Here is a 24,755-nt window from a genome sequence, read left to right on the forward strand (position 1 = left end):
TTCGTATTGACTTGATGGAATCCCCCCACGCTGAGGGAAATGGCGTGACCATTATCTCGTGATCCTGGAACGTCTTTCCCTCAAGACGATCACCACTCCTGATACGTGATGCCATGGACTCAAGACGACTCGATACGAATGACATGGAATACATTTTCCCTACCCCTCGAATAATTTTTAGTGGCGATTTCTACGCCATCTTGAGACCTCACGACACGACGTCCCTCACCGGCAATGAATCCCCGATGACGTTCCACTCTCCAACGCTTTCCCAAAGAGTTCGAACATGACCGGCAAAGGCTCGTAAACCCGTCAAAAACGAGTCTAGACGCGGCCTATCGCAAGACAAGAGGTATTTCCACTCACCCTCGAAATGGCAATATGCATCAGATTCCCACATCAAAATAAACTCAATGAAAACAATACAGTGAATGCTTTGAAATAATAAAACACCACCCCTATAAACCCTCGATACGACTTGCGTGAGGAGAAAAACAATGCTGAATACCAGAGAAGATAATCTTGACGAAAGCCAGAACCGTCATACTTTTTGAAAAACGCAAACCATATGGATCTTCACTATCAGACATGAGCAAAATAAACAGCAAAAACCAGCAAAATAAAACCCGGAAAGTTTTTTATTGATCATCGAAACATTCACTTGCTCGCCGATCATTCAGCAGCAATATTTCAACAGGCAGCCAGAGGAATAAAAAAGAATAGCCTAATAAATAGATGATCAATATTGACCACAGAACCATGGCGTCTCCTCAAGACAACGTGAAATATCCGAGCTCAGGCAGCCGTCAACGACGGTGACGTGGATAAAAAGAACAACAACGACGCTAGGGAACGACACCATGGCCATCTCCCGGGAAGGTAATGACCTGCAAAAGATCCTGGACCACTGTCGGCACAGCTTTGTCTATGTCGGCCTCTTCAGCTTGTTCATCAATCTGCTGATGCTGGTGCCGCCGCTCTACATGCTGCAGGTCTATGATCGAGTCATCACGACACGTAGCCAGGAAACGCTGCTGATGCTGACCCTGGTGGTCGTGTTCCTCTTCATGGTGATGGGGGCCCTTGAACTGATTCGCTCGAGAATCCTGGTCCGAGTCGGGAATCGACTGGATGTACTGATCAGCCCGAGACTTTACAGTGCCATGTTCAAGCACTCCCTGATGACGCCGGGCAAGCCCTCCGCACAGCCGCTGAACGACCTCACCACCCTTCGCCAATTCCTTTCCGGCAACGGCCTGTTCGCCTTCTTTGACGCGCCCTGGGTGCCGATATACATCGGCGTGCTGGCACTGTTTCACCCATGGTTTGGTCTGTTCGCCCTGGGCGCGGGCCTTGTTCTGACCGTCATTGCGCTGATCAACGAGAAGACCACCAGGAAGCTGCTGAGCGATGCCAACGGCCAACATGTCCTGTCCCAGGACCTTGCCAACAGCAATCTGCGCAACGCCGAAGTGCTCCACGCCATGGGCATGCTGCCGGGCATCCAGAATCGATGGGAGGCGCGCCACCGTGAGTATCTGGTGCTGCAGTCCAAGGCAAGCGACCGCGCAGGTCTCTTGACCAACACCTCCAAGGTACTGCGCTTGATGTTCCAGTCATTGATCCTCGGTCTTGGCGCCTATCTGGTGCTGACCGGCGACCTGACGCCCGGCATGATGATTGCCGGCTCGATCCTGATGGGGCGGGCGCTGGCGCCGATCGATCAGATGATCACCGGCTGGAAAGGCTTCAGCGGTGCACGCACCTCACGAGCCCGCCTCGAGGAGCTGCTCGAGGCCGTGCCGGCCGAGGCGCCCTCGATGCCTCTGCCGGCCCCCAAGGGCCGACTGACACTGGAGGCAGTCAACGCCGCGCCGCCAGGCGAGCGTCTACCGACCCTCAAGGACATCACTCTGACACTTGCCAAGGGTGAGCACATCGCCGTGGTAGGCCCCAGCGCCGCCGGCAAATCCACCCTGGCACGAGTGATACTCGGCCTATGGCCAGTGCAGCTGGGGTGCGTGCGCCTCGATGGCGTGGACGTCAGTCAGTGGAAGCGGACCGCGCTCGGGCCTCATCTTGGCTACCTGCCGCAGGATATCGAGCTGTTCGATGGCTCAATCGCCGAGAATATCGCGCGCTTCCAGGAGGTCGATGCGTCACTCGTGGTGCAAGCCGCCCAGAGCGCCGGTGTCCACGACATGATCCTTCGCCTGCCACAAGGCTATGACACCTGGCTGTCCCACGGGGGAGCCGCCCTCTCCGCGGGCCAGCGACAGCGTATCGGCCTGGCGCGGGCACTCTATGGAAAACCGGTGCTGGTAGTGCTCGACGAACCGGACGCCAACCTGGATGAAAGTGGCGAGCAGGCGTTGGCCAAGTGTCTGATGCAACTGCGCCAGGCAGGCACCACCGCCATCATCATCACCCATCGTCAACGTCTTCTGCAGCAGGTCGACCGCATCCTCGTCCTCAAGGATGGCCAGGTGGCTTCACTGTCCCCGCCGACGCGAGGACGACCCGTTGCACGGGCCGTGGCAGGGAAAGGGCACTCGACTCCGTCCAGAAACGCACAGCGTGTCACCGAGCTGAAACCCAGTGCCAGAGGCCGCCATGAAGGCGGTGAGGAGAGCCCGAGATGACCACCTCCCACTCCATGAATGGCGGCTTTGACAGTGAGCTTCCGCTACGCGACCACAATTATCGACGCCTCGGCCTGGCCGTACTGCTCATCGCGGTCGGCGGATTCGGCAGCTGGTCAGTCATGGCGAACCTGGCAATTTCCGTGGTGGCACCGGGATCGGTATCGGTAGAGAGCTTCACGAAGACCATCCAGCACCTCGAGGGAGGCATCGTGGAGTCGATTCGCGTAGAGGATGGCGATCATGTCGAGGCCGGCGACGTGCTCATCGTCTTCGATGACACCCAGGCACGCTCTCAGCAGAAGATCGTCGAGGCTGAATACCTGATTGCCAGAGCCAGTGAGATACGCCTGCTTGCCGAGTACAGCAACGCCGAGACCCTGACCTTCCCGGAAGCCTTGAGGCAGTCGACCAATCCTCGTGTGCGGGAGGTCCTTGAAGTACAGCAGCGGCTCTTTGACGTACGTCGTCAATCGCTGAACGGTGCCATGGCAGCCCTGGATGAGCAGGTCGTGCAGATGAACGAGCAGATTGCAGGTCTCGAGAATACCCAGGCCATCACAAGACGACGCATCAACTCTCTCAATGGTGACGTTGCCAACCATCGCAAGCTGTTCCGAAATGGTCTGATCAATAACCAGCGATTGCGTGAGATGGAGCGTGAGAGTCTCGAATACCAGAGCGACAATGCCGGCCAATTTGCCGAGGTCGCACGGCTGCGTTCCCAGATCAGCGAAAACGAGCTGCAGAAACAGATTCGCCTGCAGGAATTCCAGCAACAGATCGGCGAGTCTCTGCGCCAGGTTCAGGCAGAGGTCACCGATGCGGAAGAACGACTGGTCGCGCTCAATGACAACCTCAGGCGTACCAAGGTCATCGCACCGGTGGCCGGCACCGTGGTCGGCCTGAAGGTCCATACGCTGGGCGCGGTGATTCGCAGTGGCGACCCCCTGCTCGATATCGTGCCCGCCGGCGACGGCTTCATCGTCGAGGCCAGGGTCCCGGACCATGATATTGACCACCTCTACCTCGGCCAGCCCGCAGAGATTCGCTTCAGCGCATTCAATCAGCGCTTATCCAACATCATCGATGGCGAGGTCACGCACGTGAGCGCCAACAGCTTCGAGGATGAAGCGACACGTGCCCGCTATTACAAGGCGCGGATTCGCGTCACCCGGACCGGCCAGAGCAACATGACCGAGAGCATGCGATTGCTTTCCGGCATGCCTGCCGAAGTGATGATCCGTACCGGTGAGCGCAGCTTCGCCAGTTATGTCGGCAAGCCTGTCATGGATATGCTGGCGCGCGCGATGAGGGAGGAATGAGAGGGGAATGAGGGGGAATGACAGGAGACTGAGGCGCCAGTAGACGCAGAGAATCACGAGGGGAGCAGGCAATTCGACCAGCCCCCCCTCAGAAACGCGAAAAGCCCGCATCGTGAGATGCGGGCTTTTCTGAATCTGGTGGAGGAGGAGGGATTCGAACCCTCGAAGCCTTTCGACTTACACACTTTCCAGGCGTGCTCCTTCGACCACTCGGACACCCCTCCAGATCAGTGCTCTCATTGGTCACCCGACTGCGTCGTGTTTCCCTTGAGAACGCGGCGTATATTATCGATAACCCTTGAGGGACGCAAGCCTTTTTTCCAAAATCTTTCAGATAGATAGCGTCAGCGCCCTCACCCACCGCACTCGGGCCGAGGTCGGGCCGAGACCGTGCTCGGCATCACGGCCCGAGCACCACGTAATCGCCCCGGGCCTCGAAACACAGTCTCGGGGAAGACTGCCCATCGACCTGACACCACAACTGCTGAGTCAGCGACAATCGCGCTCGCCGCCCTGCCGCCAGACGCTCGCCGACGTCGATCAGCGCGGCCATGTCATCCGGCGCACAGCAGATGTGGTAATCGCCACTGACCGGGGCCAGAAACTGCTGACTGGCTCGCGACACCACGAGATCGCGCTGGATACCGCGAGCACGCAGCCACAGCGTCACCCAGCTCCAGCCACACAAGGTGGCCTCGAGACTCATGGCCCCGCCGAAGGCGGTGCCCTTGTCGTTGAGATTGGGCGGCAGATGCAGATGCCAGCTCAGCTGACCCGTCGAGCGCTCGGGCTCTGACCACTGCATCTCGACAAGCCCCATGTGGGCAGCCAGCGGAATCGCCTGACTCAGCCAATCACCGAACCGTGACAGATCTTCACTGACCGGCGCCGCGAGAGTGCCCGACCGCCCCTGCCCGTCACGCGGCAAAGGCAGCGGTGGCCAGGCTTCACCACTCGAGCGCAACTGCTCGTTCATTCAGCGCCTCACTGCCAGCGTTCGACGAAGTCGGCACTCTCGCGGCTCGGCAAGGGCTTGAGACGTCCGCCCGGGGTGCCGAGGTAGAGGAAGCCGACCAGCTCATCCTGTTCACTCATGCCCAGTCCGGCGTGCACGGTTGGGTCGAACGCGTAGCCGCCCGTGCGCCACATGCCACCGAGCCCCTGTGCCTGAGCGGCAAACAGCATGGCGTGAGCGGCACAACCGGCACTCACCACCTGCTCGACACGCGGCACCTTGGGGTGGTCCGGCGTGACCTTGGCGATCACCGCGACGACCATCGGCGCCCGTAGCGGCTTCTTGCTGGCCGCGGCCTGGGCTGCCTCGTCACCTGCCGGCGACGTGTTGCGCTCCGCCTCGGCAAACAGCTCGCCGAGGCGCTCCAGCCCGCTGCCCGTGAATTCGATGAAGCGCCAGGGCGTCAGCTCGGCGTGGTCCGGCGCACGCAGGGCGGCCTGGTAGATGGCCTCCATCTGCGCATCGCTCGGGGCTGGCGCCATCAGCTTGCCCATGGAATTGCGTTCATGCAGTAACGTCAGCGCGTCCATCGTCTCTCCTGTCACAGACTTAAGATAAGAATGATTCTCACACTAGCATCTCGCCAGCACGCCGTCTCATCACTCGATGCTATCTGCCTGATTGGCAAGCCGATCAGACGACATGACCATAGAGAGGACTACTGACGCGAGAGACGCAGCGGCAGGCTGGCACGGGCCTCGGCCTCGAGATCTGGCGTGGCACGCCACGGGCTGATATCCAGGCCGCCACGGCGCACATAGCGCGCCATCACCAGCAGGGACTCAGGCTTCACGCGCGCCATCAGGTCGACGAACAGATGCTCGACGCAGTGCTCATGGAAATCCTGGTGCTGGCGATAGCTGATCAGATAGGCCAGCAGGCGCTCGCGATCGATACGCGGGCCGCGATAGCGGATCCAGACGCTGCCCCAGTCCGGCTGACCGGTGACCGGGCAGTTGGACTTGAGCAGATGGCTGTGCAGGTCTTCGCTGACGATATCGGCGTCATCGGCGCTGAGCAGCTCCGGCGACGGCGTGTAGTGCTCGACGGTGATCGGCAAGTCATCGAGGCATTCTCCCGGCAGGCGCCCGACGTCCAGCTCGTCATCATCCAGTCCCAGCAGACGCACCTCGACCGGCGCACCCGCCGCGGCGGCAAGATCCTGCTCCAACGTCGTCTGCACGGCCGCCTGATCGGCGAAGCGGCTCTGATTGAGGCTGTTGAGATAGAGCTTCCAGGATTTGGACTCGATCAGATTCGGGGAAGCCGCCGGCAGGCGGAAACGGGCCACACGCACCCACGGCTTGCCGGATTCATCCAGCCAGGAGACCTCAAAGGCGTGCCATTCATCCTCACCGACGAACGGCAACGCCGCATCATCGATACCGATGGGACCACGATTGGCCGCCCGCGCGATGGGGAACAGCAGGCTAGCATCGTAGTGCTCGGGGTAAGCGGACTCTCGCCCGAGCGGGGCATCCTTGAGAGTCTCGGGGCGCGCCTCGTCGGGCACGTTGACGGCAGTGGGGTGAGCCATGACAACACTCCTGTGAAATAGGCCAATAACGTATCGATATCAGGGGCGCAGACAGCAGAACGCCGGCAGAAGCCGGCGTTTCGTGCACTGGCGCGATAGCGCGCATCTTACCATCATCCTCTGGGCGACATCTTCAGCTGCGGATGCCCTTGCCACGCTCCAGCAGCCACAGCGCGAAGGCGAACAGGCCGATGATGAAGGCCACGATGGCCGCCATCGCCGGACCGACACTGATGTCCGAGACCCCCAGAATGCCGTAGCGGAAGGTGTTGACCATGTAGAGAATCGGGTTGGCCAGTGACACCGTCTGCCAGAAGTCCGGCAGCATGTGGATGGAATAGAAGACGCCACCGAGATAGGTCAGCGGGGTCAGCACGAAGGTCGGAATGATCGAGATATCGTCGAACTTGCGTGCGAACAGCGCATTGATGAAGCCACCGATGGAGAACAGCAGCGCCGTCAGCACCACGACCATGATGGTCAGGATCGGGTGATGGATATCGAGATCCGTGAACAGGAAGGCCACGGCGGTGACGATGATGCCGACACCGAGCCCGCGCACGGCGCCACCGATGATATAGCCGAGCAGGATGATCCAGGACGGCAGCGGCGAGACCATCAGCTCCTCGATGCTGCGCTGGAACTTGTTGGAGAAGAACGACGAGGCCACGTTGGAATACGAGTTGGTGATCACCGACATCATGATCAGCCCCGGCACGATGTAATCCATGTAGCTGATGCCATCCATGGTACCGATGCGCGAGCCGATGAGATTGCCGAAGATGACGAAGTACAGCGTCATGGTGATGGACGGCGGCAGCAGCGTCTGCGGCCAGATACGCGTGAAACGACGAACTTCCTTGACGACGATGGTGACCAGAGCCACCCATAGCTGACGGGGGTTCACTGCGTGATCTCCTTGGCGACATTGGAGGCGATACCGCTTTCGGCATTGGAGCGCTCGACCAGGTCGACGAACAGCTCCTCGAGACGATTGGCGCGATTGCGCATCGACACCACGGTGATCCCGGCGCGATCCAGCGCCGCGAAGGCGGTGTTGATCGACTGGCCCTTGCGTACGGACAGCGACAGCTGCTGGGGATCGCTCAGAGAGACCTCGAATCCCTCGATGACCGGCGCGCTGGCAAGCGGCTCACGTAGATCGAGCAGGAAGGTTTCGGCGTCCAGCTCCTTGAGCAGCTCGCGCATGCTGGTGTTATGCACGATCTCGCCGTGATTGATGATGGCGATATTGCGGCACAGGCTCTCGGCCTCTTCCAGATAATGCGTGGTGAGGATGATGGTAGTGCCCTCCTCACGGTTGATGCGGCGCATGAACTCCCACATCGAGCGACGCAGCTCGATATCCACCCCGGCAGTCGGCTCATCGAGAATCAGCAGTCGCGGCTTGTGAATCAGCGCGCGGGCAATCATCAGACGGCGCTTCATGCCACCGGACAGCATGCGTGACGGGGTATCGCGCTTGTCCCACAGCCCGAGATCCTTGAGCAGGCGCTCGGCACGCGGGCGCGCTTCCTTCATGGGCATACCGTAATACCCTGCCTGGGTCATCACGATATCCTGCACCTTCTCGAACTGATTGAAGTTGAACTCCTGAGGGACCACACCGAGATGGTATTTGGCCTTCGAGAAATCCTTGTCGATATCGATGCCCGAGATCTCGACCTTGCCGGCGGTTTTCTGCACCAGCGAACTCACCACCCCCAGGGTCGTGGACTTGCCGGCCCCGTTGGGCCCCAGCAGTGCAAAGAAATCGCCCTCAGGGACATCGAGATCAATCCCCTTGAGCGCCTCGAAACCGTTACCGTAGACCTTGGTCAGGCCACGAATGGACAAGGCGAGTCGTGACATCGGACACCTGTAATCAAATTGGCGCTGTCAGCCAGCACAGCAGAGAAGACGCATCTGAGAACAATTGCGCAACAGTAGCGACACCGCTGAGCAGCACTCGAACATGAAAATCAGACACAAGACATTGGATGCGCATGGTAACGCATTCAGCGCTGCCACATCAGGCACGCTGCAGGAAAGGCATTAGTGCGATACGGGAAACAAGCAGGAGGGAGAAAATCAACTGGGAGGACAACACCAAGGACCGGTGCAGAACGGCCTGAGGAGGAATTTCACGCACAAAAAAATCGCCGGTGACGTGGCACGATGATCGTGTCTGTCAGGCGATGGCGTACTGCTATTTCATCAATCACATCGTGTTCGACTGGAGCGGGAAACGAGATTCGATAGGACTGGTGTTCCAGATCGCGACCCAATGACTTTCCACTTTTCGACTGGAGCGGGAAACGAGATTCGAACTCGCGACCCCAACCTTGGCAAGGTTGTGCTCTACCACTGAGCTATTCCCGCCTGTCGAAACCAAAAACTGCGCTGTCAAACAGAATGGCGTCCCATAGGGGGTTCGAACCCCTGTTACCGCCGTGAAAGGGCGGTGTCCTGGACCACTAGACGAATGGGACGTACTGGAGCGGGAAACGAGATTCGATCGGACTGGCGAACCAGCTCGCGACCTTGTCGCATTGCCTTTTCCTTTGGAGCGGGAAACGAGATTCGAACTCGCGACCCCAACCTTGGCAAGGTTGTGCTCTACCACTGAGCTATTCCCGCACCTGTGTCATGAACGTTCATTCACGACATCTGTTCTACTGCTGGCTTGCCACACCATCATGCTCTGCATGGCGTCCCATAGGGGGTTCGAACCCCTGTTACCGCCGTGAAAGGGCGGTGTCCTGGACCACTAGACGAATGGGACGTACTGGAGCGGGAAACGAGATTCGATCGGACTGGCGAACCAGCTCGCGACCTTGTCGCATTGCCTTTTCCTTTGGAGCGGGAAACGAGATTCGAACTCGCGACCCCAACCTTGGCAAGGTTGTGCTCTACCACTGAGCTATTCCCGCAACACAAGCAGATCATGTGACCACACAAGACCGAAGATGGCGTCCCATAGGGGGTTCGAACCCCTGTTACCGCCGTGAAAGGGCGGTGTCCTGGACCACTAGACGAATGGGACACACTGGAGCGGGAAACGAGATTCGAACTCGCGACCCCAACCTTGGCAAGGTTGTGCTCTACCACTGAGCTATTCCCGCACTCCGGTCTCTACGCTGCAAGAAGTGGCGTCCCATAGGGGGTTCGAACCCCTGTTACCGCCGTGAAAGGGCGGTGTCCTGGACCACTAGACGAATGGGACGTAACGTTCTTGCCTCGTCGAGGTGGCGCGTATATTACAAAGCCCCCTCCCCTTCGTCAACCCCCTGCTTCAACAGGATTTTTCCGGCGTTGGCCAAGTGCATCCACCACGTGCTTGTGGTCACGCCCTGACGCCCGCATTCTTGGGGTATGTACCGGGTGTCGAGTGAAGACCGGTAGCCATTGTTTCGGATTGCCGCTCACGGGAACTTGCTTGCAGGTTCGCGCGGGCGTCGATTCGAGAAACGCATAGAGAGAAGAGACCATGAGCGAGCAAGACAAGCCGACCCAGGACAAGTTGATCCGCAGTGAAGAGGAATGGCGCAAGCGTCTGACGCCTGAGCAGTATCGCGTCGCACGTGAAGCCGGTACCGAACGCCCTTTCAGTGGCGATCACGAGGTCAGCCCGACACCGGGCACCTATCACTGCATTGCCTGCGACGCGAAGCTGTTCGACAACGACACCAAGTTCGACGCCGGCTGTGGCTGGCCGAGCTTTGATCGGCCCTATGCGGATGCCGCCGTCGAAGAGCATTTCGACACCAGCCATGGCATGCGACGTGTCGAAGTGCGCTGTCGTCGTTGCGAATCCCATCTGGGACACGTCTTTCCCGACGGCCCTACCGAGACAGGGCAGCGCTATTGCATCAACTCGGTGTCGCTGCGCTTCAAGCCGGTGCGCAGCTGAGACGCCAGAGCGCGAGAAGACGATGCCAGCGTTTCTCCATGGCCGAGCGGCCTCTGGTAGAATGCGCCGCCATACGCGTCCCCTCTTCTTGCTGCCTGTCATCTATCGCCACCTCCATTGGTGAGCGACTCCTGACAGGCGGGCGAGGAGGCAGGACAAGAGGTGACAGGACAACCGTCATACCCCTGACGGCAGGAGAAGCAACATGCTGGGCTGGTACCCGGGACACATGCACAAGGCGCGTCGTCAGATAAAGGACGCGCTGCCCGAGATCGACGTGGTCATCGAAGTCCTCGATGCCCGCCTCCCCTACTCCAGCACCAATCCGGTGCTGTCCGAGCTGACCCGCCACAAGCCGGTCCTCAAGCTGCTGTCACGTGCAGACCTGGCGGACCCGGCACGCACGCGTGAATGGGTCGAGTATTTCGATGCCCTGCCCGATACCCGTGCACTGGCGATCACCACGCTTGAGGCGCGTGACCTCAAGCAGATCCCGCGGCTGTGTCGCGAGATGGCCGGTCATATCCGTGTCGATCGTGATGCGCGCGTGATGGTGATGGGCATCCCCAACGTCGGAAAGTCGACGCTGATCAATGGTCTGGCGGGTCGCAAGATCGCCAAGACCGGCAACGAGCCCGCCGTCACCAAGCGTCAGCAGAAGATTCGCATCGATGGCGGCATCGCACTGATCGACACCCCCGGGGTGATGTGGCCGAAGATCGAGGATCAGGCCAGCGCCTACCGTCTGGCCGGCAGCGGCGCGATTCGGGATACCGCCATCGACTACACCGATGTGGCGGTGGTCGTGGCGGCGGAGCTGGCCAGGCGCTATCCCGATGAGCTGATCGCTCGCTACAAGCTCAAGTCACTGCCGGCCTACAGTGCCAACCCTGATGCCGAGCGAGTCGAGAGTGATGGCCCGCGCAAGGTCGATCTGATGGCGCTCTCGGGCTTCAACGGGGTCGCGATTCTGGAAGAGATCGCCAGCAAGCGTGGCGGCCTGCGCGCCGGTGGCATCATCGACCTGCATCGCGGTGCCGAGGTGCTGCTACACGAATTGCGCGATGGCAAGCTCGGACGTCTGACGCTGGAAACGCCGGCGGACATTCCCGCCGAGCCGGTGCCGGAAGCCAGTGGCGAGACGCAAGATGGCGCACGGATAAGCGAACCGCCTGAGTCCGCGAGCGAATAACGCTACCAGAACAGTGAGATAACGACGGTCGAATTCAGATCTCACTCGCGGACCATGCCTGCAAGCCAGTTGAAAATCCTGCCAGATAACCTCTGGCGGGATTTTTTTCTGCCTGAACATTTCAAACCGCAAATTTAACCACGCTATTGGCCCTTGGCCGTGGCGCGGCAGGCAGGCGGCGCGATATGCTGGACACTCGCCCCTACACCTTACGTGACGGAGATCTACGGAAAGCACCATGGATACCGAGCAAAGAAAGCCCCGCGAAATTCGCAAGTCACACAAGCTGGACAACGTCTGCTACGACATTCGCGGGCCGGTTCTCGAACACGCCAAGCGTCTCGAGGACGAAGGTCATCGCATTCTCAAGCTCAATATCGGCAACCCGGCGCCCTTCGGCTTCGAGGCACCGGAAGAGATCCTGCAGGACGTGATGCGCAATCTGCCGACCGCGCAGGGCTACTGTGACTCCAAGGGGCTTTACTCGGCGCGCAAGGCGATCATGCAGGAGTGTCAGCGCAAGGACATCCAGGGTGTCGGCATCGAGGACATCTACATCGGCAACGGTGTCTCGGAGCTGATCGTGCTGGCCATGCAGGCCCTGCTCGACGATGGTGACGAGCTGCTGGTACCAGCACCGGATTATCCCCTGTGGACCGCTGCCGCCAATCTGGCCGGTGGTCGTGCCGTGCACTATCTGTGTGACGAGACGCAGGACTGGGCTCCCTCCATCGAGGACATCCGCGCCAAGGTGACCAGCCACACCAAGGGCATCGTGCTGATCAACCCGAACAACCCGACCGGCGCGGTCTACCCGCCAGCCGTCGTGAAGGACATCCTGCAGGTCGCACGGGAATACGGTCTGGTGGTGTTCTCGGATGAGATCTACGACAAGATTCTCTATGACGATACCGAGCACGTCTCCACCGGTGCGTTGGCCGACGATCTGCTGGTCGTGACCATGAATGGCCTGTCCAAGAGCTATCGCTGCGCGGGCTTCCGCTCGGGCTGGATGATTCTCTCCGGTGACAAGCGCCCGGCGGCCGACTTCATCTCCGGTCTCGACATGCTGGCCAGCATGCGCCTGTGCGCCAATGTCCCGGCCCAGCACGCCATCCAGACCGCACTCGGCGGCTATCAGTCCATCAACGACCTGGTCCTGCCGGGTGGCCGTCTGCTGGCCCAGCGTGATGCGGCCTGGAAGAAGCTCAACGAGATCCCCGGCGTCAGCTGCGTGAAGCCCAAGGGCGCGCTCTACATGTTCCCGCGTCTCGACCCGGAGATGTATCCCTTCGAGGACGACCAGCAGATGGTGCTGGAGCTGTTGCTGGAAGAGAAGATGCTGCTGGTGCAGGGCACCGCCTTCAACTGGCCGAATCCGGATCACCTGCGCATCGTCACCCTGCCCTACGCCGACCAGCTGGAAGAGGCCATCGAGCGTCTCGGTCGTTTCCTGGCGCGCCGCCGCAAGGGCTGAGACACCTCTTTCCTGCGGCAGGCTCCCGCAGCACTGAGCCTCGAGACGGCCTGACGCCACGGTGTCGATACCTGCCTCACGAAAGGTCTACGCACACCGGCACGGTGGTGATACCTTCCTGTTACGCGCCGCCTGTCCGCCATGTCGCAGTGATTCATCTCACTGTCAGCATGGCGGGCAGATAATTGCGCCTTACCGATAGATTGGCATTGGAGACCTGACCCCATGATGCGGATAGCCCTCTTTCTGATCACCAACCTGGCGGTGGTGCTGCTGGCCAGTGTCACGCTGCGCCTGCTGGGCTTCGATGGCTACATGGAAGCCAACGGCATCAATTACACCGCCCTGTTGATCTTCTGCTTCATCATCGGCATGGCCGGCTCGGTGATTTCCCTGTTCCTGTCCAAGATGATGGCCAAGTCCTCGACGGGCACCGTGATCATCGAACAGCCACAGAACGATACCGAACGCTGGCTGCTGACGACCGTCGAGGAACTGTCTCGCGACGCCGGCATCAAGATGCCGGAAGTCGGCATCTTCCCGGCGCAGCAATCCAATGCCTTCGCCACCGGCTGGAACCGCAACGATGCGCTGGTCGCCGTCTCGGCCGGCCTGCTCAATCGCATGCGTCCCGAGGAAGTGCGTGCGGTACTGGCGCACGAGATCGGTCACGTGGCCAACGGCGACATGGTGACGCTGACGCTGATCCAGGGCGTGGTGAACACCTTCGTGATGTTCTTCGCGCGCATTGCCGCACATGCCATCGACGCCTTCCTGAAGCGAGATGACAACAGCGGCGGCCTGGGCTTCTTCGGCTACATGGCCGTGGTCTTCGTCCTTGAACTGGTGCTGGGCCTGGTGGCCTCGATGATCGTCGCCTGGTTCTCGCGCTGGCGCGAATATCGTGCGGATGCCGCAGGCGCGAGTCTCGCGGGCAGCGGTTCGATGATCAACGCGCTGGCACGCCTCAAGCAGGAACATGAGCTGCCGGACCAGATGCCCGACACCATGACCGCCTTCGCCATCACCACCGGCAAGAGCCGCAAGCTGATGGAGCAGCTGTTCGCCAGCCACCCGCCGCTGGATGACCGTATCGCCGCGCTCAAGGCCGCTGCCTACAAGTAAGCCTCGAGCAGCACCGCACACTTGAGCGATGCAGAAGCCCGCCACGTGAGTCACGTGGCGGGCTTCTTGCGTCAGGGCTGACCCCGCAGACTCCCAAGCATGCCTCGCGGCACATCGTGATCAGCCACGAAGTGCCACAGGGGGTTGCGGCCACGATTGACTTGGCATGCAGGCAACTGCATAAAGCAGACTCCTGCGTCCGTTCAGCGCCAATGTGATCCCCTCGGGCTTTCACATCCGGCCCCTCCCCGAACGGTGCCATGCCTCATGAGGCTCGACATGCAACGCACCCTCGACATCATCACTCGCCTGATCGCCTTCGATACCACCTCGGATCGCTCCAATCTGGCATTGATCCACTTCGTTCGCGATCTGCTGGCCGAACATGGCATCCAGGCGAGCGTGCTTTCGAATGCCGAAGGCGACAAGGCCTCGCTGCTCGCCACGATAGGGCCCGCGGTGGCCGGTGGTGTCGTGCTCTCCGGCCATACCGATACCGTGCCCGTAAGCGGCCAGAACTGGTCCCATGACCCTTATCAGGCCACGCTGAAGGAGGGTCGTCTTTACGGTCGTGGCTCGGTGGACATGAAAGGCTTCATCGGCCTGTGCCTGGCGATGGTGCCGGATTTTCTTGATGCTCCCCTCAAGCGACCACTCCACCTTGCCTTCTCCTACGATGAGGAAAGCACCTGTCTGGGCTGTCTGCCACTGATCGACCACATGCGCGACACGCTGCCCGACGTCGCCGCCGTCATCATCGGCGAACCGACGGAGGGACGCGTAGTCTCGGCGCACAAGGGGGTGCATGCCTGGCGCACGGAAGTGACTGGCGTGCCGGCGCATTCGAGCCGACCGGACCTGGGTGTCTCGGCCACGTTCTACGCCGCGCGCATCATCTCGGAGCTGGAGCGCACGGCAAACGACCTGCGCACCCAGGCCTCACGGGGCGAACTGTTCGAGCCCCCGTACTCCACGCTGCACGTCAGCACCATCCAGGGCGGCAATGCGACCAACATCATTGCCAAGGATGCTCGCCTGCATTGGGAGCTGCGCAACCTGCCCGGCGATACCCCTGACGCGGTACGCGCGCGAGTCGATGACTTCACCGCCCGACTGGCCCTCGAGATGCAGGAGCACTCACCGGAGTGCGCCATCCAGACACTGGAGGACTACGCCTCGGTACCGGCGCTCACGCCGGAGCCCGACGGCAAGGCAGAGACGCTGGCCTTTGCGCTGACGGGTCAGCGTGAACGCTGCGGTGTCGGCTTCTGCTCGGAAGCGGGCTGGTTCCAGGATCGCGGTTTCTCGACTGTCGTCTGCGGGCCAGGCTCCATCACGCAGGCCCACAAGGCGGATGAGTACATCGACATCGCCGAACTGGAGCGCTATCGCGAGTTCCTGATACGCCTCACACGTCATCAGTGCACTGACTGAACGCTGGACGCCCCCCTCGAGTGCCCATGAAAAAGCCCGCCGCGTTCACCACGCGGCGGGCTTGCCTGTCTCTGTCACCCAGTACGTCAATCAGCGAGACTCTGCCGTCTCATGAGGGGTATCCAGCACCAGAGATTCGGCCAGCGGAGTCGGCTCTCCGCCATCCGCCTCGTCACCTTCGGCCAGACGCTCCAGCTTGAAGCCGACCATGGCATAGGCCACCGCCAGCACCAGATTGACCAGATTGAACAGCGCAAACGGCAGATAACTGAGAGTCGCGACCCCCAGCGTTGCCGCCATGTAGGCGCCGCAGCTGTTCCAGGGAATCAGTGGCGAGGTGATGGTGCCGGAATCTTCCAGTGCCCGCGACAGATTGACCGGCGCCAGGCGACGGCGGCGGAATTCAGCGCGATACATGCGCCCCGGCAGGATGACCGAAATGTATTGATCCCCGGTCACCACATTGGAGGCCAGGCAGGTGCCCAGCGTGGTGATGACCAGCGAACCGGCATTGCGCGTCGCGCCCAGCAGGCTCTGCACCAGACGCTCCAGCAGGCCGAGTCGTTCGATCACGCCACCGAAGGTCATCGCCGAGAGGATCAACCACACGGTGTTGAGCATGCTGCTCATGCCGCCCTTGGAGAGCAGCGAGTCGATCACCTCATCGCCGCTGTGGGAGACATAGCCATCGAACATCGACATCCATACGCCCTTGAGCAGCGCCATGGCGGTGGACATGTCAGGGACATTCGCCAGTCCCGCCACGGCCTGTGGCTGGAAGATGACCGCGAAGACACCCCCGAGCACCGCACCGATGAAGATCGCCGGGAAGGCGGGCATCTGACGCACGGCCATCACCAGCAGCATCAGCAGCGGAATCAGCAGGTGCAGGCCGATGTTGAACTGCTCACCCAGCTGGGCACGCAGGTTGGCGACCTGCTCCGGCGTCTGCAGGCTGGAGACGGAGTCGTGGCCCAGCCACAGAAAGCCTGCCAGCGCGAGCAGGATGCTGGGAACCGTCGTCCACAGCATGTGACGAATGTGCGCGAACAGCGTGGTCCCCGCCGCCGCCGGTGCCAGATTGGTGGTATCCGACAGTGGCGAGAGCTTGTCACCGAAGTAGGCCCCGGAAATCACCGCACCCGCCGTGATCGCCTCGGAAAGTCCCAGTCCATCGGCAATGCCGATCAGGCCAATACCGATGGTGCCGGCCACCGTCCAGGAGCTCCCCACCGACAGCGCCACCAGCGCACACAGCAGACATGCCGAGGCATAGAAATACTGAGGCGCGATCACATCCAGCCCGTAGTAGATCATCGCCGGCACGGTGCCACCGAGAATCCAGGTACCGATCATCGCGCCTACCGCCAGCAGGATCAGGATCGCGCCCAGCGAGATCTGGATCCCCTTGTTGATCCCCTCTTCGATATCGCTCCAGCGATAACCGTTCTTGAGGCCGATGACTCCCGCGATCATCGCGCCAGACAGCAATGCCACCTGATTCGGCCCCCAGGAAGCATCGGCGCCGAACAGCACGACCGCCAGCACCAGCATGGCGATGACCAGCACGATGGGGATCAGGGCATCCAGCAGGGAGGGAGGGCGAAAGCCACCGCCCTCGGCTGGTCTATCAGGAGATTGTTGCATTCAGGACACCATCTTCAGGAAATGAGGACGCCGACACGCGCCGTCGTGACGGGCATGGCAGAAGGTACGAGAAACGGGGAGTACGCGGGGAGCCAGCGGGCCACACCACCCTCGGACAAGTCGCCCGGGGCGCGCCCTGACATCTGTCGTCAGCGTAATTTTGGGCGACATTATATCGACCAAGGTCGCAGTCCGAAACGTCCGAGAACCGGTTTCATCTACCGGGTCATCCGCCCCACATCCGTACCTGAGACGAGAACGCCCCTGCCAGCGAAGCTGACAGGGGCGTTCTGACTGCCTGACGATCGAGATCCGTCACTCGGCCTCGACACCTCCTGCAGGTGGATATCGCAGGAGAGATGACATGTCACATCATTTGCTGGCCAGCTTCACACGCGAGAAGCCGAAGCCTTCCAGCACTTCACGCAGCTCACGGGCGTTCTTCTTGAGTTCGACGCGCAGCGTGGAGAACTCGCGACGCAACGGATATTCACGCCGATAACGCAGGAAGCCCTCGGCGTTGCCGAAGCGGCGCTGATAGCGACGCAGACCCAAGGCATCGCGGCGCACGTCGTAACAGGCCCGAACGCAGAGACCGAGGGCCTCTTCCGGCGGCGCCCACCCCGTCAGCACCAGCTTGCGAAGCCACGGGTCCGGCTTCAACTGGCCCAGCTTGCGCCGTGCCGGCAGGCCGAAATGCCGGCAGGCCTGCTGATAGATGATCTCGGTTCCCTGCATCTTGCCATCCAGACTGTGTCCGGCGATATGCGGCGTGGCGATATCCACCAGTGATGCGAGCTCCGCATCGATGTCCGGCTCATTCTCCCACACATCCAGCACGGTCAGCAGATCAGCCTGTTCCAGCAGACGCTGCTTGAGCGCGGCAGTATCCACGCAACCACCGCGTCCTGCGCTCAGCAATACGCTGCCGGGCTTCATGGCACGGATGCGCTCGGCATTGATCAGGTGATGGGTCGGATACTCACCGCCTGTCACCATCGGGGTATGCACGCAGATGACATCACACTCGGCCACGAGATGATCGATATCGACGAAATTCAGCGCTTCTGCCGCCTCCTCTCCCGACTCCTGCGCCAGCGCGCGCGGAGGATCACAGACCAGCACCTCGGCGCCCAGCGACTCGAGACGCTTGATCAGCCTCGAGCCGACCTGACCTGCACCGACCACGCCGAAACGACGATTGAGCTGCAGATCGAAGCCTTCCTGCTCCGCCAGATGCCACAGCGAGGACAGCACGTAATCCACCACCGAATCGGCATTGCAGCCCGGCGCATTGGTGAAGTGAATCCCTGCCGACTCGAGCCAGTCGAGATCGACATGATCCGTACCGATGATCGGCGAGCCGACGAAGCGCACCCGAGTGCCCTTCAGCAATGCCTCATCCACCCTGAGCGTGGAGCGGCAGATCAGCATGTCGGCTTCCTTGAGGACGGCATTGGTGATCTCGCTGGTCGGCAGACAGATCACTTCCCCGAATTCAGAGAAGAACTCTTCTGCCAGAAGGACGTTATCATCCACGATGATGTGCATCTGTTGCCTTGTTCCTTGCTGTGCCGGTGGGTAGCGTTGCGGTCGTTGCCGCGTGCATGGCGTCTTGCAAAGCTTCATGACTTGCTGCAAGGCATGCGAAGATTACAATGGTATGATTCAGCGTTCGCCGCCGTGCCATCTTAGGCGTACGCAGCATGCGCCACAAGCCTGCAGCGCCTTGCGAGCCATCCACATGCCACCTCTGTTTCACCTCGGGAGTCACGCGTGATCATCCGCTGGGAAAGCCATCATGATTACGTCCTGGTCCATGTACATCAGGACATGTTCGGCGACTGGATCGTCAGTCGCTCCTGGGGCCAGATCGGCACCCAGTTCGGCGGACTGAAGCACGATCTGGCCGAAAGCTACGAGCAGGCCATGACCTGGGTCAGTGACCTCGCTCACATCCAGGCCTCACGTGGCTTCACCAAGGTGCTGGAGGCCACGGCTGACAGCCCCGAGGCCGAAGATGCCATGCGCCAGATGTCACTGCTGGAAGGCTAGGCCGCCGCCGGGACCCGCAGACAAGAAGACCGCCGCTACCTTGAGGTAGCGGCGGTCTTTCGTTCAGGCCCGGGCATGATGCGAATCAGCGCAGAAAGCGACGCCCATGGCGTATGACATGCCCCTGCGGCTCGACGCCTGAGTCACGCCTGGCAGGGGGCGTCCGATCGACGCCCTGCTCGACGCTCTTTTTGACACCCTGCGCGCGCAACCACTCCGGCAACACCTCTTCGCCATCGGCCAGCGAGTACTCTGCACCCGATGCGCTCGCCAGCACGGGAATGCGTGTCGCGTAGCGCTCGCTCAGTTGCGCGTCGAAGGCGATCTCGACCCGCGTGAGCGTGACATCGGCCCCCAGCGCCTGCAGCGAGGCTTCCAGCCGAGCACACAGATGACAGCCCGCCGTGGTGTAGAGCCACAGCGGGACGCTGGCCATCGCTCAGCCCTTCACGTCGCTGGCGCGACGGATGCGGAAGACGTGGTGGATATCCGGACGACGCTTGAAGTCCGGGTCCAGCAGCTTGCGCGACAGGTCTTCCACCACATGATGCTGGCTGACGCTGTCATCCATCACGAAGCGACGATGGTTGTTGGAGAAGATCAGCGTGCCGCCCGGGGCCAGGCTGGCCATCGCCAGGTCGATCAGGCGCGCGTGATCACGCTGGATATCCAGGGTGCCTTCCATCTTCTTGGAATTGGAGAAGGTCGGCGGATCCAGGAAGATCAGGTCGAACTCCTCGCGGGAACGCTCCAGCCACTTCAGGCAGTCGGCACGCACCAGCTGGTGACGCTTCTCGCTGATGCCATTGAGCTTGAAGTTCTCGCGCCCCCAGTCCAGGTAGGTATTGGACATGTCGACGCTGACACTCTCGCTGGCACCGCCCAAAACCGCGTGCACGGTGGCCGTCGCGGTATAGCAGAACAGGTTGAGCACCCGCTTGCCGTCCGCTTCCTTGCCCAGCAGCTTGCGCACCGGACGGTGATCCAGGAACAGGCCGGTATCCAGGTAGTCCTTGAGGTTCACCCACAGTCTGGCGTCGCCTTCCTGCACCTCGATACGCTGACCGGAGCTGTCCTGGCGGGTGTACTGCGCCTTGCCCGCCTGACGCGTGCGTTGCTTGATATGGATATCGTTGGGCGAGCAGCCCAATACCTGCGGAATCGCCGCCAGCGCATCCATCAGACGACGCTGCGCCTGACTGGCATCCACGGACTTGGGCGGCGTGTATTCCTGCACGTGCACATGACGCCCGTAGATATCGATGGCCAGCGCGTATTCCGGCATGTCGGCATCATAGAGGCGATAACAGGTGGTGCCGCTCTGCTTGAGCCAGCGAGACAGCGTCTTCTGGTTCTTCTTCAGGCGATTGGCGAACATCTGGCCGCCCTCGCTGAGTGCCGGCTGACTGCGGGCATCTTCGGCCACGCTGTCCTCGTCGACCGCTCGCTCACGCGCTGCCACGTCGATCATCAGCAGCTTGCAATCCAGCTGACCGTTGCGGAAGGCGTACTGACGATGCGCACGCAGGCCCAGACGGTGACCGAGGTCCGGGTTGCCGGTGAACATGCCCAGCGTCCAGCCGCCGAAGTGACGCTTCATGCGCTCACCGAGGCTTGCATAGAGCGGCACCAATGCCGGCAGCTCACCCAGACGCTCGCCGTAGGGCGGGTTGGTCATCACAAGGCCGGTGGTGGCGCCCTCGGGACAGGTCAGCTCGGCGACGGAGGCGCCTTCCAGCTCGATCAGCGCCGGAATGCCGGCACGCATGGCGTTGGAGCGCGCGGCAGAAATCGCCTGCGGGCTGTGATCGCGACCGAACAGACGCGCGGTGACCTTGCGGCGCCCGGCGATGGCACGCTGCTCCATCTCCTCGCGCAGACCTTTCCAGATACGCTCGTCATGACACCCCCAGTGGCGGCAGGCGAAGTCTTCATTCAGCGACTGCGGGGCGATATCCGCCGCCATCAAGGCCGCCTCGATCAGCAGCGTGCCGGAACCGCACATCGGGTCGACCAGGCTCTCACCCCGCGCCGCACGTGCCGGCCAATCGGCACGCATCAGCAGTGCCGCGGCCAGATTCTCCTTGAGTGGCGCATGGGCGAGGTCGGGGCGGTAGCCACGCTGATGCAGGCTGCGACCCACCAGGTCGATGCCCAGCGTGATGAAGCCATTGTGCAGATGCGCATAGATGCGCAGATCGGCATTCTTGCCATCGACAGTCGGCTTGTGGCGACCTTCCTCGAACATCGCCTCGACGATGCCATCCTTGACGGTCTGGGCGCCAAAGAAAGTATGCCGTATATCCTTCCATGTTCCATGGAAATCGACGGCGATGGAGGCACGATCCGGCAACTCCATTGCCCAGTCGACGCCGGCGCTCGCCTTGCGCAGCTGCTCGCCGGTGTCGACGCCGCCCACGCGGGTCAGCAGGCGAATGATGCGATTGGCCAGGCGTGACCATAGGATGGTGCGGTAAGCCGTCTCCTGACTTCCATTGAAGTGGACGCCGGCCACGGTAGTGCCGGTCACCTCGGCACCCAGCGACGTCAGCTCGTCAGCCAGCAAGGTCTCGAGGCCACGCGGACAGGTCGCAAACCAGGTGGAGAGCGGGTTGCTGGGGGCGCGCGGCGAAGTCGCAGAAGTCGTGTCAGTCATGAATCTCTCACCGGCAAAGGCCGGACTTATTCCTGTGAGTTGGCTTCTGGCACTAGCGATATTCCTATACGGCTGTCGACAAGCCAGAGGCAGTGTTCTAAAAACTATAGGTGTAGCTGCAATTCGGAAAGGTGACACGCCAAGCGAAAAGGAGGTTCACGGAGCGAAACCCTCATTCAGGCAGCATGCCCGACTGCATCTCGGTGACCATTGCCACCGATGAGACAGGATTCTGATGACACAACCTTCAGAGCAGAGATCCGGGCCTGCAGTGACCTATCCACCATCACGCTCGAGCATGTACTGGCAAGACCCTCCATCATCTCACATCCACGGCCTTTCCCGACACGGCTGGTCAGTGGCCACTGAGGTGATGAAGCACGAGGCCGGCAGTGACCTTCAGGTCATCGGCCTACTCTCTCACTCGGCAAGCCATGCTGTATCGAGTCGCTGCCACCGGACGATGTCTCCTCGAGAGACACCACGACAGTGACTCCAATGCCGATGGGTTCTCACATAGAGGTCATCCATGAAGAGACAGAAACGTGATCGCTTTCAGCGTGCCTATGTTCACGGCTACAAGGCCGGCGTTACCGGTCGTTCCCGTGATGATTGTCCCAGTATCGATGTCAATCTACGTGAATTCTGGATGAGTGGCTGGCGCGAAGGACGTGGCGACCAATGGTCTGGCATGACCGGCGTGTCCGGCATCCACAAGAACCCCATGGTGCTGTCCTGAGCCCCAGCGGGCTCCGGCAATGGACAAACCAGGATACTCCCACCGGGATGTTGATTCCCGTCCCGATGACTTTCAGGATGCATGACGTCAAGGAGTGACACCTGAAGATGGCGCCTGGCGCCTTTCACCCCGCCCACGCAGCCTGATGCGCTGCGCAAGCGGATTCTCCGGCATCAGTCTACCGGATCGCCTGATCAATGGCGCCGGAAGGCACGTACAGAGAGGACTCGAGGTGTTCACGGTGACTCAGTCGATGCTGATGTCACCCGGAAAATCCCAAGGACGTCGCTTAGCGACATGACAAGCCACCAGGGAGGTAACGCCTTATTTCTATCTTGAAGACGCACGGCACTGTCAGGCGCGTGAAGCAGTAGGCAATGGGGCCGACTCGCTTCTCCGCTTGAAAGGCCGAGATGTTGGCGCTCGTGTCGATTCCCTCGCGACATGGCTCCAGAGAATGCGCGGCAGGCGACGGCCTGCATGAACGACGGTTCAGCGCGGAGCACGACACGGGCAAACGTTCACCTTGACTGCATCAGCAGGCTTCTTGCAGGCCTGCTATCACCATCCACGGACCCGATGAGCTCGATGGGCCAATACCCGACCGCCGTTCCTGACGGCAAAAGCGCTTCGCATCGTGCACGCTGGCTGGACATGGCAGCCAACACGGCAATGTCAGTTCACGAGACACATCGCTGACACTGCCACATCATCATTCACGCCGGTACCGAGGCCGCCTTCTGATGTCAGGAGGCGGCTCTTTCGTTGTCTGGCTGTCTGATCACAGCTTGATGAGCGTATCCGCCTTCTCCAATGCACGCGCGCACTCTCCGATCAGCGCCGGGCCGCGATAGATCAGTCCGGAGTACAGCTGAACCAGGTCCGCGCCCGCCGCGACCTTCTCGCGCGCACTCTCACCATCCGTGATACCACCGACACCGATGATCGGCATGTTCGGCAGGGCTTCGCGCAGCCCGCGAATCACGCGGGTGGAGGATTCCCGCACCGGCGCACCGGACAGGCCACCGGCCTCTTCTGCGTGCGAACTTCCCGCGACCGCGGAGCGCTCGATGGTGGTATTGGTCGCGATGACACCATCGATGCCATTGTCAGCCAGCGCACGCGCCACGAACAGAATCTCTTCACTGTCCATGTCAGGGGCGATCTTGATCACCAGCGGGACCTTCTTGCCACGCTCGGCATCGAGTTGATCACAACGCTCGCGCAGCCCCGCCAGCAACTGATTGAGGTGGTCCCCGAACTGCAGATTGCGCAATCCCGGCGTGTTGGGCGACGAGATGTTGGCGGTGATGTAGTCGGCGTGAGCATGCACGGCCTCGAGGCAGACCAGATAGTCGTTCAGCGCATCATCCACCGCCGTGGTCAGGTTCTTGCCGATGTTGATCCCCAACACGACACCGGAGGCACCACGCGCCTGACTCACCTTGACCTTCGCGACCAGATGCTCAACCCCGGCATTGTTGAAGCCCATGCGGTTGATGATCGCCTGGTGCTCCGGCAGGCGGAACAGGCGCGGCTTCGGATTGCCAGCCTGCCCTTTCGGCGTCACCGTGCCGACCTCGACGAAACCGAATCCCAGGGCGGCGAGCGCATCGAGGTGATCGGCATTCTTGTCGAGACCGGCAGCCAGCCCGACACGGTTGGGGAATTCGAGCCCCATCAGCGTCACCGGGTCACGTGGTGCCTCACCGCCCAATCCACGCGCCATGCCAAGCCGATGGGCCATGTCCAGGGCGTTGAGCGTCACACCATGAGCCGTTTCCGGATCGAGCTTGAACAGAAGCGAGCGAGCAAACGAGTACATGGTGATCTCCAGGCAGCAGCGACAGGGGGCATGACGACAGCGGAACTGGGCGCGAAGTATACCCGAAGCCCGTCGCGACAGACACTCCGCCGGACGCGATTGCCTCAGGCGAGAATGACGAGGGAGAACGAAGAGAAGTGACAAAGAGAAGTGACGAAGATGAGGCACAGAGG

Annotated in this window: 19 protein-coding genes and 9 tRNA genes; 9 read left to right on the forward strand and 19 right to left on the reverse strand. The window is 61.1% G+C overall.

Translation table 11 applies throughout. The features are described 5' to 3' along the window. The first annotated feature begins 860 nt into the window (after positions 1 to 860). Complete coding sequence (locus tag ACZYGA_RS03190) at positions 861 to 2,642, forward strand: type I secretion system permease/ATPase (RefSeq protein ID WP_289864097.1); 1,782 nt, start codon at positions 861 to 863, stop codon at positions 2,640 to 2,642. After that, positions 2,639 to 3,967: an HlyD family type I secretion periplasmic adaptor subunit gene (locus ACZYGA_RS03195; protein ID WP_191237610.1), complete on the forward strand. Its 1,329-nt coding sequence runs from the start codon at positions 2,639 to 2,641 to the stop codon at positions 3,965 to 3,967. Before ACZYGA_RS03190 ends, ACZYGA_RS03195 begins: the two co-directional genes overlap by 4 nt. A gap of 136 nt (positions 3,968 to 4,103) precedes the next feature. Here ACZYGA_RS03195 and ACZYGA_RS03200 read toward each other — a convergent pair. The 14 genes from ACZYGA_RS03200 to ACZYGA_RS03265 all read right to left on the reverse strand — a co-directional run bounded on the left by ACZYGA_RS03200 (position 4,104) and on the right by ACZYGA_RS03265 (position 9,745). Then, a tRNA-Ser gene (locus ACZYGA_RS03200) sits at positions 4,104 to 4,191 on the reverse strand. Between the two features lie 176 nt (positions 4,192 to 4,367). Further along, positions 4,368 to 4,943: a YiiD C-terminal domain-containing protein gene (locus ACZYGA_RS03205; RefSeq protein WP_404625829.1), complete on the reverse strand. Its 576-nt coding sequence runs from the start codon at positions 4,941 to 4,943 to the stop codon at positions 4,368 to 4,370. A gap of 8 nt (positions 4,944 to 4,951) precedes the next feature. Beyond that, positions 4,952 to 5,512, reverse strand: a complete 561-nt coding sequence (locus ACZYGA_RS03210; RefSeq protein ID WP_077375494.1) for an NAD(P)H nitroreductase — start codon at positions 5,510 to 5,512, stop codon at positions 4,952 to 4,954. A gap of 128 nt (positions 5,513 to 5,640) precedes the next feature. Beyond that, on the reverse strand, positions 5,641 to 6,519 hold the full coding sequence (gene queF, locus ACZYGA_RS03215; protein WP_404625831.1) for an NADPH-dependent 7-cyano-7-deazaguanine reductase QueF: 879 nt from the start codon (positions 6,517 to 6,519) through the stop codon (positions 5,641 to 5,643). Between the two features lie 133 nt (positions 6,520 to 6,652). Then, positions 6,653 to 7,426 (reverse strand): ABC transporter permease, encoded by a 774-nt coding sequence (locus tag ACZYGA_RS03220; protein ID WP_141392446.1) that lies wholly within the window; start codon positions 7,424 to 7,426, stop codon positions 6,653 to 6,655. Beyond that, positions 7,423 to 8,391: an ABC transporter ATP-binding protein gene (locus ACZYGA_RS03225; RefSeq protein WP_077375503.1), complete on the reverse strand. Its 969-nt coding sequence runs from the start codon at positions 8,389 to 8,391 to the stop codon at positions 7,423 to 7,425. The genes ACZYGA_RS03220 and ACZYGA_RS03225 overlap by 4 nt, the downstream gene beginning before the upstream one ends. A gap of 435 nt (positions 8,392 to 8,826) precedes the next feature. Continuing rightward, positions 8,827 to 8,901 (reverse strand) — tRNA-Gly (locus ACZYGA_RS03230). A 34-nt stretch (positions 8,902 to 8,935) separates the two neighbouring features. Further along, positions 8,936 to 9,011 (reverse strand) — tRNA-Glu (locus ACZYGA_RS03235). Positions 9,012 to 9,084: 73 nt separating this feature from the next. Continuing rightward, positions 9,085 to 9,159, reverse strand: a tRNA-Gly gene (locus ACZYGA_RS03240). Between the two features lie 69 nt (positions 9,160 to 9,228). Beyond that, positions 9,229 to 9,304: transfer RNA gene (locus ACZYGA_RS03245), tRNA-Glu, on the reverse strand. 73 nt (positions 9,305 to 9,377) lie between these two features. Continuing rightward, positions 9,378 to 9,452: transfer RNA gene (locus ACZYGA_RS03250), tRNA-Gly, on the reverse strand. Between the two features lie 37 nt (positions 9,453 to 9,489). Then, positions 9,490 to 9,565 (reverse strand) — tRNA-Glu (locus ACZYGA_RS03255). A gap of 4 nt (positions 9,566 to 9,569) precedes the next feature. Further along, positions 9,570 to 9,644, reverse strand: a tRNA-Gly gene (locus ACZYGA_RS03260). 25 nt (positions 9,645 to 9,669) lie between these two features. Continuing rightward, positions 9,670 to 9,745: transfer RNA gene (locus ACZYGA_RS03265), tRNA-Glu, on the reverse strand. A 264-nt stretch (positions 9,746 to 10,009) separates the two neighbouring features. Between ACZYGA_RS03265 and msrB the strand changes: the two genes are divergently transcribed. From msrB to argE, 5 genes are all read left to right on the forward strand, one after another. Beyond that, on the forward strand, positions 10,010 to 10,432 hold the full coding sequence (gene msrB / locus ACZYGA_RS03270) for a peptide-methionine (R)-S-oxide reductase MsrB (protein WP_077378468.1): 423 nt from the start codon (positions 10,010 to 10,012) through the stop codon (positions 10,430 to 10,432). A gap of 205 nt (positions 10,433 to 10,637) precedes the next feature. Continuing rightward, entirely contained in the window at positions 10,638 to 11,624 is a 987-nt protein-coding gene (ylqF, locus tag ACZYGA_RS03275) for a ribosome biogenesis GTPase YlqF (protein WP_077378465.1), read from the forward strand. Between the two features lie 238 nt (positions 11,625 to 11,862). Continuing rightward, positions 11,863 to 13,101, forward strand: a complete 1,239-nt coding sequence (locus tag ACZYGA_RS03280; RefSeq protein ID WP_303567512.1) for a pyridoxal phosphate-dependent aminotransferase — start codon at positions 11,863 to 11,865, stop codon at positions 13,099 to 13,101. A 225-nt stretch (positions 13,102 to 13,326) separates the two neighbouring features. Further along, positions 13,327 to 14,226 carry a protease HtpX gene (gene htpX / locus ACZYGA_RS03285; RefSeq protein ID WP_077378460.1) on the forward strand — a complete coding sequence of 300 codons (900 nt, stop codon included), beginning with the start codon at positions 13,327 to 13,329 and terminating at the stop codon, positions 14,224 to 14,226. A gap of 279 nt (positions 14,227 to 14,505) precedes the next feature. Continuing rightward, positions 14,506 to 15,660, forward strand: a complete 1,155-nt coding sequence (gene argE, locus ACZYGA_RS03290; RefSeq protein ID WP_218015060.1) for an acetylornithine deacetylase — start codon at positions 14,506 to 14,508, stop codon at positions 15,658 to 15,660. Between the two features lie 90 nt (positions 15,661 to 15,750). On the opposite strand, the gene nhaC is transcribed toward argE, so the two are convergent. Both nhaC and pdxB read right to left on the reverse strand, forming a co-directional pair. Next, the gene (gene nhaC, locus ACZYGA_RS03295; protein WP_404625836.1) at positions 15,751 to 17,307 is read right to left on the reverse strand and encodes a Na+/H+ antiporter NhaC; all 1,557 of its coding nucleotides are present in this window, start codon (positions 17,305 to 17,307) and stop codon (positions 15,751 to 15,753) included. A 372-nt stretch (positions 17,308 to 17,679) separates the two neighbouring features. Next, complete coding sequence (pdxB, locus tag ACZYGA_RS03300; RefSeq protein ID WP_141392555.1) at positions 17,680 to 18,858, reverse strand: 4-phosphoerythronate dehydrogenase PdxB; 1,179 nt, start codon at positions 18,856 to 18,858, stop codon at positions 17,680 to 17,682. 225 nt (positions 18,859 to 19,083) lie between these two features. On the opposite strand from pdxB, the gene ACZYGA_RS03305 reads away from it, so the two are divergent. Then, positions 19,084 to 19,362 (forward strand): WGR domain-containing protein, encoded by a 279-nt coding sequence (locus ACZYGA_RS03305; RefSeq protein ID WP_077378449.1) that lies wholly within the window; start codon positions 19,084 to 19,086, stop codon positions 19,360 to 19,362. An 85-nt stretch (positions 19,363 to 19,447) separates the two neighbouring features. Here ACZYGA_RS03305 and ACZYGA_RS03310 read toward each other — a convergent pair whose 3' ends face one another. Further along, positions 19,448 to 19,798: a glutaredoxin family protein gene (locus ACZYGA_RS03310; protein ID WP_404625839.1), complete on the reverse strand. Its 351-nt coding sequence runs from the start codon at positions 19,796 to 19,798 to the stop codon at positions 19,448 to 19,450. Between the two features lie 3 nt (positions 19,799 to 19,801). Continuing rightward, entirely contained in the window at positions 19,802 to 22,018 is a 2,217-nt protein-coding gene (rlmKL, locus tag ACZYGA_RS03315; protein ID WP_479398334.1) for a bifunctional 23S rRNA (guanine(2069)-N(7))-methyltransferase RlmK/23S rRNA (guanine(2445)-N(2))-methyltransferase RlmL, read from the reverse strand. A gap of 529 nt (positions 22,019 to 22,547) precedes the next feature. Here rlmKL and rmf point away from each other — a divergent pair. Beyond that, positions 22,548 to 22,757, forward strand: a complete 210-nt coding sequence (gene rmf, locus ACZYGA_RS03320; RefSeq protein WP_043334308.1) for a ribosome modulation factor — start codon at positions 22,548 to 22,550, stop codon at positions 22,755 to 22,757. A 781-nt stretch (positions 22,758 to 23,538) separates the two neighbouring features. On the opposite strand, the gene ACZYGA_RS03325 is transcribed toward rmf, so the two are convergent. After that, positions 23,539 to 24,582, reverse strand: coding sequence for a quinone-dependent dihydroorotate dehydrogenase (locus ACZYGA_RS03325; RefSeq protein WP_417285806.1), 1,044 nt, complete (start codon positions 24,580 to 24,582; stop codon positions 23,539 to 23,541). Between the last annotated feature and the right edge of the window lie 173 nt (positions 24,583 to 24,755).

Source organism: Cobetia sp. BL01 (assembly GCF_056493605.1).